Here is a 12,822-nt window from a genome sequence, read left to right on the forward strand (position 1 = left end):
CACAGTGGTGACCGTTGTTGTTTTTAGTGGTTTGTCTGTCAGTGCCGGAGGATCAGGAGCGACAGCATCCGGGCCGTCTGCTCATTAGCGTCTTGGGAGGTAGTGGGAGGGATCAACCGGGTTGCCATTTTTTCGAATTTCAAAATGCAACATGGGTCGTTCGGTGCCACTGCTACCAAGCTCTGCGATCACTTGACCGGCTTTAACGTCCTCCCCTTCCTGCACCAGAATCTTCCGGTTGTGTGCGTATGCGCTCAAATAGTGCTCATTGTGATTCACGATAATCAGGTTGCCATAACCAAGCAAACCGTTGCCGGCGTAGACCACATTTCCATGCGCTGCTGCTCTCACAGCATCTCCGGCTTTCCCGGCAATATCAATACCTTTGTTGACTTTTCCGGATGATGAATATCCAGCAATTACGGTGCCAACATGCGGCCAACGCCAGTCTACGCGGGCCACCGTCTGGCTCTGGGACTTCAATGGAGCCCCTTTCTTTGGTGTCCGAGTTACCGTCGGCTTGGTTGCCGGCCGAGCTGATGCAGAGGCCCGGGGTTTGCTCGACGAGGCCTTTGGTTTACTGGCCGCAACCTTAGTCTGGCTGCTGGATGTTACCGTTCCGCGTAAGTCGAGCCGCAACACCTGGCCTGCTTTCAGATTCCAGGGCGGTGCCAGTCCGTTAGCGTCACCCAGTTCGCGATAGTCACGGCCATAGCGCCAGGCAATGCCATAAAGCGTCTCACCCGGTTGCACCACATGACGCCCCCAGTACACCGGCGGGTTATAAATGTCATCACGGTAGAGTGCGGAGGTGTTACAGCCGGAGAGGAGCGCTACAAATAGGAGGATGGCCGCCGACACTGACCGCTTGCTGAGACGTTTTGGCGCACAACGGGAGGCCTGGGCACCGGAAGGGAACCGCGGGGAAGCCGGCCAGGCGGCATTGATTAACCCACGAAAAAATCTCACAAGAATAAAAACGACCCAGTTATAAATAATCCGTATAACGCATACGGCGTGCCAAACAACTTTCTAAAGTTTTATGAGTAACTTGCTAATATATTGCACAATTCAATCTGGAATCCAAGTTACTGACTGACCACATCTGTTACCGGGGGGAACAGTCAAAATGTGCATCAGGTAACACTTTGAAGATTCTTCCAAAGTGAACCGCACACTAACCGTTACGTTGATGGCGCCCACCGCCCCACTCGACGGCCAGCACCAATAAAAAGCCCGCCAGCGCCACCAGCAACGCGAAAGCCACCTGCGGATCCTGTCCGGTTATATCCGCAAAGGTGAACGGACTGACACTCGCTTCATTCAGCGGCACCTGTTCACCGGCACTGTTGGACCGCCAGCTAAGGGTCTGTTTCCAGGGCCATACTTTGTTCAACGCCCCAATCATGAAGCCTGTAAGCACAGCCAGGACTACATCGTGAAAATGATGAAACGCCCAGGTAATTACCCGTGCGATGGAAAGCAGGCCCAGCACACACCCGACCAGGAACAACGCCAGCAGCGTGATATTGGCGGACTGGATGGCCTCTAGAACCGGTGCGTACATGCCAATAATGACCAGGATGAAGCTCCCGGAAATGCCCGGCAAAATCATTGCACAGATGGCCAGCGCACCGGCCAGAAGGAAAGTCAGGGACGATGGCGCTGGTTGCACTGCGGATAAGGTGGATATCCACCACGCCACTGCAATGCCAGCAACCAAGGGCAAGCATAGGAAAGCTTTGTATTGCCGGACCTGACGACCCACGTGCCAGACCGAGGCAACAATCAGCCCGAAAAAGAAACTCCAGATCAAAATGGGGTACGTGACCAGAACGTAACTGATCAGGGATGCCAACGTGAGGATACTGGTCAGAACCCCAGCCAGCAGACACACCAGGAAAGTGCCATCACAGGCTCGCCAGAATGCCTGTACCCGGCCCCGAAACAGATCACGCACGACCGCACCGGGCACCGCGTTGATGGCCTCAAGCAGGCGAAAATAAATACCCGTAATAAAGGCAATGGTACCACCGGATACACCGGGCACTATGTCCGCAGCGCCCATGGCCATACCCCGGACAAATACCGCGGCCGGATGGTGTTGGCGCTCACCCTCGGAACTGGTTTGGTCGCTGCCGGTCACCGGACTACCCCGCCGAGCAGCGGTACGAAATGCACAGGTTCCAGTTCCTTGTGGTCAAACCGGTCGCCCCGGCGGGTCACTTCCACCAGAATCTGGTTTTCCTCTCCCACAGGGGCGATCAGCACGCCGCCGTCCCGCAGCTGCATTAACAGCTCCTGAGGTATCTCGACCGGGGCTGCAGTGACAATGATGCCATCGAACGGACCACGGTCTGGCCACCCCATGCCGCCGTCCGCGTGCTTCAGGAGCACGTTACGGGCATGAAGCTGGCGCAACCGGTCACGAGCCCGATCCTGCAAGGGCTTGATTCGTTCAACACTGTAGATTTCATCAAAAAGCCGAGCGAGCACAGCGGTCTGATAGCCGGAACCGGTGCCCAGCTCAAGCACCCGCTCAGGTTCGTGCGCCAGCATCAGCTCGGTCATACGGGCCACAATGTAGGGTTGGGATAGGGTCTGGCCATAGCCGATGGGCAGGGATGTATCCTCATAGGCGCGGTGAGAAAGCGCCTCATCCAGGAAAATATGGCGGGGAACTTCGCCGAGGACATCAAGCACTCGATCCGACTCAATGCCGGCCTCTCGAAGACGCTGCACAAGGCGCATTCGGGTGCGCCGGGACGTCATCCCAATGCCCTGAAGTTGAGCGGTCATGCTTCGGCCTCCCCGGAATCGCCCAGCCCCTCGACCCAATCCCGAAGGGAGGCCAGTGCGTCGTGTCGGGTCATGTCGATATGCACCGGCGTGATGGACACATAGCCTTCGCGCACGGCGTGAAAATCGGTACCCGGGCCGGCATCCCCACCGGCGCCGGCGGCGCCAATCCAGAAGCGTTCCTTGCCCCGCGGACAGGTCATGGGAACAGCGCCCTCAGCCCGCTCACGACGACCCAGACGGGTAACCCGAAAGCCATTCAGTTCTTCCCAAGGCAGGTCGGGCACGTTCACATTCAGGATCGAACGCGGGCCAAGCACCAAGGGCCGTCTGCTCTCGAGCAGACGGCGCACTACAAGCGCAGCGGTTTCGTAATGGAAATGGCCGTTGTTCACCAGTGACACGGCAATTGCCGGCAGCCCCAGGTGACGGCCCTCGGTAGCGGCGGCCACAGTACCGGAATAGATAATGTCGTCACCGAGGTTGGCGTGGGTATTAATCCCCGAGACAACCCGATCGAACGGCTGGCTGAACAACCCGTTGACCGCCAGGTGTACGGAGTCAGTGGGAGTACCATCCACGGAACGAAAACCGTTGGGATGCTGTTCAACCGTTAACGGCCGGTTCAGGGTCAGGGAATTACTGGCCCCGCTATGGTCCCTATCCGGAGCCACGACTTCCAGATCACCAAGGCCCTTCAAGCCCTCGAACAGGGCAACCAATCCTGGTGAGTGAACGCCGTCATCGTTGGACAACAGAATACGCACTGTGTTCTCCGCTAGCCTTGTTGTTTGTTATGGCGGCCGAGGCTCATGTCCTCAAGCTCGAATACATCATTCAGCAGTGTGGTGGCGTACTGGCCGGGTGCCAGCGAAAACTCAAGCTGGAGACTGCCGTCATCCTGCCAGTGCCACGCCAGCTCATCGGGCAAAACTGCCAGGGCACGCCGCTCAGGTTTCATTCGGGTGGTCGAGAATACCCGGACGAGATCCGGCGCCTGCTCGACCACCCGGCGCTCCAACTCGCCCTGTCCCCCTTCGGCAACAGTCCCGCCATCACCCCATAGCGGTCCCGTTGGTACCGAGTCACCCTCAGAAAAACCAGGCTCACCGTCCATTGCCGTGAGCCAGCTACCCTCAGATACCCGGTGGGCAAGCACCTCATTGAACAGCCACGAACGTGCCGCCGAAAAGTACAATACGTTTTTCGAGGCCTCTCTGCCAGCGCGGTTTTTGCCTTTGCGACCGCGGCCACCAGAACGGGACCGGCTGTCCATGGCGGACGGATCCATCGCAGCGGCCTGATCCAGATTGCCACCACCATGACCAAAGCGCTGAGGACCAAAATAATTGGGCGCCCCCTGCCCTTTTAGCCGATCCAACGCCTCATCAATCTCGTCGCGGGCTCCAACCACATCCCGCAGGACGATGACAAACCGGTTGCCCTGATGATCACCGCGACGCAGCTTGCGGCTGGAGCGACATGCCGACAACACTTGCCAGCGCTCGGCCACGCTTGCAATAAACTCGGAATCTGCTGATGCCTTGCCTGGGCGGTAGAGGCTGAACCACTGGCTGGTCACCGCATGACGGTCCTTGAGGCCACAAAAGCCAACATCAAACGACCGACAGCCGGCAAGCAAGGCCAGGTCCCGCGCCACGAACTCGGTGTTGTCGCCGGTTTTGCGAAGCCGCAGATACAGATGCTCACCGTCCCCGGAAATGTCTTCGGGCGACGCCTCTGGGGGTACTCCCTGCAGATCCTCATCCACCTGGAAGTCTTCAGGACAGGATTTCAACTGACCCCGGGCGATTCGTCCACCAGCAGAGGTCGGCCAATCCAGACGCCAGCGACTCGTGGATTCGTCGTTGTTACTCACGAGGACACTGGCTCCAGCAGACACGCGGCCTGGCAAGCAATACCCTCACCGCGGCCAGTGAAGCCCAGCTTTTCGGTGGTGGTGGCTTTCACACTCACACGACTCGCCGGAATACCGAGATCCTCAGCGATGTTCAGGCGCATAGCCTCGATGTGCGGCGCCATTTTTGGCGCTTGGGCGATGATGGTGCTGTCGATATTGATCACACCATAGCCCTCTTCCCGCACCCTCTGCATGACACGGCGCAACAGATCGCGACTGTCGGCGCCGGCCCATTCGTCGCTGGTGTCCGGAAACAGGTGCCCGATATCCCCCAGAGCAACGGCACCCAGCAGGGCATCCGCCAGCGCGTGCAGAAGCACGTCGCCATCCGAGTGCGCCTTCAGCCCCTGACTGTGGGGAATAGACACCCCGCCAAGAATAACTGAATCGCCTGGACCAAAGGCGTGGACGTCAAAGCCCTGACCAATACGCATAACCTACTCCGGGAAACGAGAAAATTCAGAAACGGCTGAGAATAAAACCAGCAAGATCCAGATCCGCAGGAACCGTGACCTTGATGTTGTCAGGCCGGCCTTCAACCAGTACCGGCATGGTACCGGAAAACTCCATGGCAGAGGACTCATCCGTGATCGGTAACCCAGCCTCCAGGGCTTTTTCGAGCGCAGCCACCAGCGACGAATAGCGAAACATCTGCGGTGTTAGCGCCCGCCACAGCGGGCGCCGGTCCACGGTCTCCTGAACTTCCGGATTCTCACCCGGGCCCGCTTTCTTCAGCGTGTCCGCAACCGGCGCCGCCAACAGTCCGCCAACCGGGTGGTCGGACAGGGTGTCGATAAGCCTGCTCAGATCCTCACCATGCACGCACGGCCGCGCCGCATCGTGCACCAGAACCCAGTCATCGTCCCCAGCCTGGCCAGCCAACGCACGCAGCGCCGCCAACACCGAATCCGCGCGCTCGGCACCGCCCAGGCACGTCTGAATACGCTCATCCTGACTGGACTCGGTAGTCGGCCACCAGTGGTCCGTGGGATTCAAGGGAACCATACAGCCGGCAAATTGGGCAGCATTCAGCACACGTGAGAGGGTGATATCGAGAATAAAACGGGAATCAATACGAAGGTACTGCTTGGGGCATTCAGCCTGCATTCGCTGGCCAATCCCAGCAGCAGGAACAATAAGCCAGAGGTTGGATTCAGTCATGGGGCGCCCGTACAAGGTCGGAAGATCGGCGAGGCTGCCTTTTCCGGGAATGTCTGCGGCCATGGATGGCCACAGTCAAGCGCACATGGATGTGCTCGTAGCGGTTCCCGGGAAAGGTAGCCTCGTCGATCTATACTCCGAAGAAGGAGCTTAGTTCTCTACGACAAGAAAGAAGGTTTCGTCTTCGCGAATCAAACCAAGGTTCATTCTGGCTCTTTCCTCCACCGCGCTCTGCTCATTACGCAGGTTACGAACCTCCGCGTAGAGACGCTCGTTACGGGTCGCCAGGTCGGAGTTCTCCTCACGCTGCTCAGCAATAGACTTTTCCAGCGCCCAGACCTGCGCAAAGCTGCCCTCCCCGACCCACAGGCGCACCTGCAGCAGGAGTATCAGCACAATCATTGTGGTCCAGAGCAACTTCATTGCCGAGCCCGTTCCGGATTAACCGATTAAAAAGTAAACGACGTTTGCCGAGTATAGACCTTGGAGTAGATTAACAACAACTTCTTCTAACCGCTTGTGTAAAAAGGCCATCTCGCCTGGATTTTCTTCCAGAGCGGGATGGCCTTAATCACTTTGTGGCCACAATCATAAAGATTGTGGTTCAAAATGGAAGGATGGGCTTCAGCCCTGGCCCTTGATTTCGCTCAGACCACGGTACGGTGCCTTGCCTTCAAGCTCTTCTTCGATACGCAGCAGCTGGTTGTACTTGGCAACGCGATCAGAACGGCACAGTGAGCCGGTCTTGATCTGGCCGGCACAGGTCGCAACCGCGAGATCGGCAATAGTGGTGTCCTCGGTTTCGCCAGAGCGATGCGAGATAACGGCGGTGTAGCCGGCATCCTGTGCCATCTTGATGGCATCCAGGGTTTCACTCAGGCTACCAATCTGGTTGAACTTGATCAGGATGGAGTTACCCACGCTCTTCTCAATGCCTTCCTTGAGGATGCGGGTGTTGGTCACAAACAGATCGTCGCCCACCAGCTGCACCTTGCTGCCCAGCTTATCAGTCAGCACTTTCCAGCCGTCCCAGTCGCTTTCGTCCATGCCGTCTTCGATGGACACAATCGGGAAGCGCTCGCACAGGCCAGCCAGGTAATCGGCGAAACCTGCAGAATCGAAGCTCTTGCCCTCGCCGGACAACTGGTACTGACCGTCCTTATAGAACTCGGACGACGCACAGTCCAGAGCCAGGGTTACGTCGGTGCCCAGCGCGTAGCCGGCCTTCTCAACCGCTTCCTTGATAACTGCCAGAGCAGCTTCGTTGGACGGCAGGTTCGGAGCAAAACCACCTTCATCACCCACGGCAGTGTTCAGGCCCTGGGCCTTGAGCACCTTCTTCAGGCTGTGGAAGATTTCAGCACCGATGCGCAGTGCTTCAGCGAAGCTCTTGGCGGCCACTGGCTGCACCATGAATTCCTGGATATCAACGTTGTTGTCGGCGTGCTCGCCACCGTTGAGGATGTTCATCATCGGGACCGGCATGCTGAACTTGCCAGAGGTGCCGTTCAGGTCGGCAATGTGGGCGTACAGAGGCTTGCCCAGAGACTCGGCTGCAGCCTTGGCGGCTGCCAGGGATACAGCCAGGATGGCGTTGGCGCCAAGATTGGCCTTGTTGTCGGTGCCATCAAGTTCCAGCATCAGGTTATCGAGGCCACGCTGGTCCGCAGCATCCTTACCCAAAAGGGCATCACGAATCTTGCTGTTTACCGCATCAACCGCCTTGCGAACACCCTTACCCAGGTAACGGGAGGCGTCCTGGTCACGCAGTTCCAGCGCTTCGCGGGACCCGGTAGAGGCACCGGAAGGCGCACAGGCGCGGCCCAGGGTGCCATCTTCGAGGATTACGTCGGCTTCAACGGTCGGGTTGCCGCGGGAGTCGAGCACTTCGCGCGCCTTGATGTTGGCAATCTTGGTCATTGTGATGCATCTCCAAAGTTTTCAGGTAATCAAAGAGGGACGAAACGAAGAACACCGCCAATCAGGCGGTGTCGATAGGTTTAAAGCTTTTGACGAGGTCATCCACGGCCTTGACCCGTGCCAGAAACGGTTCCAGCTGGCTCAGACGCAGGGCACAGGGGCCGTCGCATTTGGCCTGGTCCGGATCCGGATGAGCCTCCAGAAACAATCCGGCCAGCCCCTGGGACATGCCGGCAAGCGCCAGATCCGTCACCTGGGCGCGACGGCCACCGGCGGAGTCCGCACGACCGCCCGGCATCTGCAGGGCGTGGGTCACGTCAAAGAGCACCGGTACATCCATCTGCTTCATGATGCCGAAGCCCAGCATGTCGACCACCAGGTTGTTGTAGCCGAAGCTGCTGCCCCGCTCGCACAGGATCAGCTTGTCGTTACCGGCTTCCTCACACTTGGTGATGATGTGCTTCATTTCCTGGGGCGCCAGGAACTGGGCTTTCTTGATATTAATAACCGCGCCGGTTTTCGCCATGGCGACTACCAGATCGGTCTGTCGGCTCAGGAAAGCCGGCAACTGGATAACGTCACACACTTCTGCTGCCGGTGCAGCCTGGGCAGGCTCGTGGACATCAGAAATGATCGGCACACCGAACTTGCTCTTGATGTCGGCCAGAATCTGCAGGCCCTCATCCAGACCGGGACCACGGAACGAATTCACCGACGACCGGTTGGCCTTGTCGAACGATGCCTTGAAGACATAAGGAATTCCCAGCTTGCCACAAGCTTCAACGTAGGCCTCGGCCACTTCAAAGGCCAGCTCCCGGGATTCCAACACATTCATGCCGCCAAACAGCACGAACGGACGATCGTTGGCAACTTCGATATCCGAAACGTTCACAGTGTGCCGCGCCATGATCAGTCTCCCTGTTTGCGAGCCAGTGCCGCTGAAACAAAGCCCTTGAACAACGGATGGCCGTCACGAGGCGTCGAGGTGAACTCGGGGTGGAACTGACACGCCACAAACCAGGGATGGTCAGCCACTTCCACCACTTCCACCAGCTTGTCATCGGAGGACTTGCCGGAAATCCGCAGGCCCGCTTCCTTGAGCTTGGGCAGGAAATGGTTGTTCACTTCGTAGCGATGACGATGACGCTCGCGAATGGTCTTGCGGCCATAGCAATTGGCGATGGTGCTGCCTTCGGTCAGCACGCAATCCTGGGCACCCAGGCGCATGGTGCCACCCAGGTCAGAATCGTCGGTACGCTCTTCCTTCTCGCCGCTGGCGTCCAGCCATTCGGTGATCAGACCAACAACCGGCTCCGGAGTATGGGCGCGGAACTCGGTGCTGTGCGCATCCTTCAGGCCCGCAACATTGCGCGCGTATTCGATAACGGCCACCTGCATACCCAGGCAGATGCCCAGATACGGCACCCGGTTCTCACGGGCGAACTGCACTGTACGGATCTTGCCTTCGACACCGCGCTCGCCAAAGCCACCGGGCACCAGAATCGCGTCGGCACTCTCGAGTGCGCCGGTGCCGTCCCGCTCGATGTCTTCGGAATCGATGTAGTTGATATTGACCTTGGTGCGAGTCTTGATGCCGGCGTGAAGCAGGGATTCGATCAACGACTTGTAAGCGTCGAGCAGCTCCATGTACTTGCCGACCATGGCGATGGTTACCTCGCCCTCCGGATTCAGCAAGGATTCGACAACGTTGTCCCACTCGCTCAGGTTGGCGGCGCGGGCATCCAGGTTAAAGCGCTCGATGACCAGCTGGTCCAGACCGTGCTCGTGCAGCATACGCGGAATGGCGTAAATGGACTTGGCGTCCTGCAGCGGGATAACTGCACGCTCTTCCACGTTGGTAAACAGGGCGATCTTACGACGGGAGCTGGCATCCACCTCGTGCTCGGAACGGCACAGGAGAATGTCCGGCTGCAAGCCGATGGAGCGCATTTCCTTGACGGAATGCTGGGTCGGCTTGGTTTTGATCTCACCGGCGGTGGCGATGTAGGGCACCAGGGTCAGGTGCATGAACAGCGCACGCTGGGCACCGACTTCCACCTTCAGCTGACGGCAGGCTTCGAGGAACGGCAGAGATTCGATGTCACCCACGGTCCCGCCTACTTCGATCAGGGCCACATCGGCACCGGCAGCGCCTTCGACCACACGACGCTTGATCTCGTCGGTGATGTGAGGAATGACCTGCACGGTACCGCCGAGATAATCGCCACGGCGTTCTTTACGAATGACTTCTTCGTAGACGCGACCGGTGGTGAAGTTGTTGCGACGGGTCATGGGCGTGCGGATAAACCGCTCGTAGTGTCCCAGGTCCAGGTCCGTTTCCGCGCCGTCGTCGGTGACAAATACCTCACCGTGCTGGAACGGGCTCATGGTGCCGGGGTCCACGTTGATGTACGGGTCCAGCTTGAGAATAGTGACCTTCAGGCCGCGTGCCTCGAGGATCGCAGCCAGTGAGGCTGATGCGATACCTTTCCCCAAGGAGGACACGACACCGCCGGTGACGAAAATATAACGCGTCATGCAGATTCCATGATTGTCTGGTTCGGTGAAGGAGGGAGATTGTCATCTCAAGATGGGACGCCAGACTACCAGAAACCCCCCACTGACTCAATCACCTTCCCGCTTCACGATGAGCCGCCAGCCAGCGGCAGGAGCGCTTCCCGAGTATTGGCCCGAACACCACAGATCGCCTACGGCAATGAGCTCGGCATCATCCCCTGAACCCGCAAAAACCAACGGAAGACGGGCCCGCTCCCAGGGCGGAACAGCCTGTTCCTGGAGCCAGTTTTTCAGGGATTTCGAGTGCCCGTCCAGGTGCATCCGGATGCGTTCACCCCCTTGCCTCGTAGATACCCGTATTGGCGGCAACACCGATTCCGGGTTAGCGGCGGACTCCAGGGCAAGCGTCCAGCCTCCCCACACTATGGATTGCCCAGACAATATCTCCTGAGGCGAAACCGGATTTTCCCCTTGCTCCGGCACCAGGTGAATCCGGCCCTGAAACCGACGCAAGCTGAAACCCTCACCCCGCAACTCGGGCTCACGGTCTGGACCGGCTTCCAGCAACTCATGCAGCACCTGCTGCCAGCCCGAGATCGCAGGCGGCTCAAAACCCTGCCGGCCAATCCACCAGCGCACCAGATTGGTCTGTTCAGCCACCGTCAGCGCCCGCAAAGCTGGCACCGACAAGCGACCCCCGGCATCAGCCACCTCGGCGCACTGGAGTTCCGCCAGCCGGTCATTCAGAAACGCACTATCCGCGCAGGCGCCGGCACTGTGCCGAAGCCTCTGGCTCAGATTCGGCCAGCGGGCTTTCAGGCCCGGCAGCATGCTGTGGCGAAGGTAATTGCGATCGTAGCCCTGATCGGTATTGCTCGGATCGTCCACCCAATCGAGTGACACCTGGCGCGCCCAACGCTCAAGCTCTGCCCGCTCCAGATCCAGCCAGGGTCGGACTAGCTGACCGGCACCCAGCGCCCGGCTGCGGGGCATACCGGCCAATCCGGCAACGCCGCTGCCACGTAACAGCCGAAACAAAACCGTTTCCGCCTGGTCGTCAGCGTGATGTGCCATCAGCAACAGGTCGCCCGGTTCCAGAACCTGCTCAAACACCGAATAGCGCGCCTTGCGCGCAGCTTCTTCAATACCGCCTACATCACCACTCTCGCCACTTACCTTGTCGGTCTGCACCGACACCCGACGGGAGACAAAATGCACGCCCAGCCGATCGCACAACCCACGGCACAGGGCTTCGCTGTCACTGGCATTTGATTGCAACTGGTGATTAACGTGGATAGCGCCAACCGGAACCCGGGCAGCGTGGCAATGGGCGACCACATGGAGCAGCAAGACGGAATCCAGGCCACCACTGACGGCGACCCACAGGCGGGCGTGTTCGGGAAGTGACCTGACCGGAGCACACAGGGCGTCCGGCCAGGCAACGCCGTTCTCGGGCTTAGCGCCCGGTGTCATAGCGGGTCAGCCGCTCATAGCGGCGTGCGACCAGTTCGTCCTTGGGCAGGCGGGACAGCTCAGACACGCCCTTGGCCAGAATGTCTTTCAGGGATTGCGCCATCTTGTCCGGATTCCGGTGTGCACCACCCAAGGGCTCCTGGATGACGTTGTCCGCCAGCCCCAGGTCCTTGAGCCGGTCAGCCGTTACACCCATGGCTTCTGCAGCCTGGGCGGCAAACTCGGCACTCTTCCAGAGAATGGAGGCACAACCTTCCGGTGAAATGACAGCGTAGGTGGAGTACTGCAGCATGTTCAGCTGATCGCACACACCAATAGCCAGGGCGCCACCAGAGCCACCCTCGCCAATGACGGTGGAGATGATCGGAGTTTTCAGCCGTGACATCACCGCCAGGTTGAACGCAATGGCTTCACTCTGCCCACGCTCTTCGGCACCGATGCCAGGATAGGCACCCGGAGTGTCGATGAAAGTGAGGATTGGCATATTGAACCGCTCGGCCATTTCCATCAGGCGCAGGGCCTTACGGTAGCCTTCCGGTCGCGGCATGCCGAAATTGCGCTTGACCTTGTCCCGCACTTCCCGGCCTTTCTGATGACCGATCACCATGACCGGCTTATCGTCCAGGCGGGCGGTGCCGCCCACGATGGCCAGATCGTCAGCGTAGCGACGATCGCCGTGCAGCTCGTCAAAATCCTCGAACATCGATTCGATGTAATCAAGGGTATAGGGTCGGCGCGGATGGCGTGCCAGACGCGCAACGTCCCACGGCTTGAGATCCGAGAAAATACTCTCGGTCAGGCTGACGCTCTTCTTCTTCAGCCGGGTGATCTCATCGCTGATGTTAATGTCGGTGTCGTTGCCGACCATGCGAAGCTCTTCAATCTTGGCTTCCAGGTCGGCAATGGGCTGTTCGAAATCCAGATAATTAGGGTTCATGATGTTCCATCATTTGATTGCCAGGTGGAGAAACACTCCGCCAAACCAGAATTTGGGACAAAGATAGCAGCGCCCGCAACACGGCTAAAGCGGA

At 58.8% G+C, this 12,822-nt stretch carries 13 protein-coding genes; all 13 read right to left on the minus strand.

The features are described 5' to 3' along the window. Positions 1 to 84: 84 nt before the first annotated feature. Complete coding sequence (locus FGO67_RS17310; protein WP_338039570.1) at positions 85 to 861, minus strand: peptidoglycan DD-metalloendopeptidase family protein; 777 nt, start codon at positions 859 to 861, stop codon at positions 85 to 87. A gap of 316 nt (positions 862 to 1,177) precedes the next feature. Continuing rightward, the gene (locus FGO67_RS13255) at positions 1,178 to 2,146 is read right to left on the minus strand and encodes a polyprenyl-phosphate transporter (RefSeq protein WP_476738612.1); all 969 of its coding nucleotides are present in this window, start codon (positions 2,144 to 2,146) and stop codon (positions 1,178 to 1,180) included. After that, positions 2,143 to 2,799: a protein-L-isoaspartate(D-aspartate) O-methyltransferase gene (locus FGO67_RS13260; RefSeq protein WP_203301105.1), complete on the minus strand. Its 657-nt coding sequence runs from the start codon at positions 2,797 to 2,799 to the stop codon at positions 2,143 to 2,145. Before FGO67_RS13260 ends, FGO67_RS13255 begins: the two co-directional genes overlap by 4 nt. Further along, positions 2,796 to 3,566, minus strand: a complete 771-nt coding sequence (surE, locus tag FGO67_RS13265) for a 5'/3'-nucleotidase SurE (protein ID WP_203301106.1) — start codon at positions 3,564 to 3,566, stop codon at positions 2,796 to 2,798. Before surE ends, FGO67_RS13260 begins: the two co-directional genes overlap by 4 nt. 11 nt (positions 3,567 to 3,577) lie before the next feature. Next, positions 3,578 to 4,678, minus strand: coding sequence for a tRNA pseudouridine(13) synthase TruD (gene truD / locus FGO67_RS13270; protein ID WP_203301107.1), 1,101 nt, complete (start codon positions 4,676 to 4,678; stop codon positions 3,578 to 3,580). Then, positions 4,675 to 5,154, minus strand: coding sequence for a 2-C-methyl-D-erythritol 2,4-cyclodiphosphate synthase (gene ispF, locus FGO67_RS13275; RefSeq protein ID WP_203301108.1), 480 nt, complete (start codon positions 5,152 to 5,154; stop codon positions 4,675 to 4,677). The genes truD and ispF overlap by 4 nt, the downstream gene beginning before the upstream one ends. 25 nt (positions 5,155 to 5,179) lie before the next feature. Further along, the gene (ispD, locus tag FGO67_RS13280) at positions 5,180 to 5,881 is read right to left on the minus strand and encodes a 2-C-methyl-D-erythritol 4-phosphate cytidylyltransferase (RefSeq protein ID WP_203301109.1); all 702 of its coding nucleotides are present in this window, start codon (positions 5,879 to 5,881) and stop codon (positions 5,180 to 5,182) included. 150 nt (positions 5,882 to 6,031) lie between these two features. Beyond that, positions 6,032 to 6,304, minus strand: a complete 273-nt coding sequence (locus FGO67_RS13285; RefSeq protein WP_203301110.1) for a septum formation initiator family protein — start codon at positions 6,302 to 6,304, stop codon at positions 6,032 to 6,034. Between the two features lie 201 nt (positions 6,305 to 6,505). Further along, on the minus strand, positions 6,506 to 7,801 hold the full coding sequence (gene eno / locus FGO67_RS13290; RefSeq protein WP_203301111.1) for a phosphopyruvate hydratase: 1,296 nt from the start codon (positions 7,799 to 7,801) through the stop codon (positions 6,506 to 6,508). A gap of 61 nt (positions 7,802 to 7,862) precedes the next feature. After that, positions 7,863 to 8,708 (minus strand): 3-deoxy-8-phosphooctulonate synthase, encoded by an 846-nt coding sequence (kdsA, locus tag FGO67_RS13295; RefSeq protein WP_203301112.1) that lies wholly within the window; start codon positions 8,706 to 8,708, stop codon positions 7,863 to 7,865. A gap of 2 nt (positions 8,709 to 8,710) precedes the next feature. Then, positions 8,711 to 10,339 carry a CTP synthase gene (locus FGO67_RS13300; RefSeq protein ID WP_203301113.1) on the minus strand — a complete coding sequence of 543 codons (1,629 nt, stop codon included), beginning with the start codon at positions 10,337 to 10,339 and terminating at the stop codon, positions 8,711 to 8,713. A gap of 87 nt (positions 10,340 to 10,426) precedes the next feature. Further along, positions 10,427 to 11,791 (minus strand): tRNA lysidine(34) synthetase TilS, encoded by a 1,365-nt coding sequence (gene tilS, locus FGO67_RS13305; RefSeq protein ID WP_203301114.1) that lies wholly within the window; start codon positions 11,789 to 11,791, stop codon positions 10,427 to 10,429. Continuing rightward, complete coding sequence (accA, locus tag FGO67_RS13310) at positions 11,775 to 12,728, minus strand: acetyl-CoA carboxylase carboxyl transferase subunit alpha (protein ID WP_041342683.1); 954 nt, start codon at positions 12,726 to 12,728, stop codon at positions 11,775 to 11,777. The genes tilS and accA overlap by 17 nt, the downstream gene beginning before the upstream one ends. Positions 12,729 to 12,822 lie beyond the last annotated feature (94 nt).

It is taken from the genome of Marinobacter sediminum, from assembly GCF_016820575.1.
Lineage (GTDB): Bacteria > Pseudomonadota > Gammaproteobacteria > Pseudomonadales > Oleiphilaceae > Marinobacter > Marinobacter sediminum.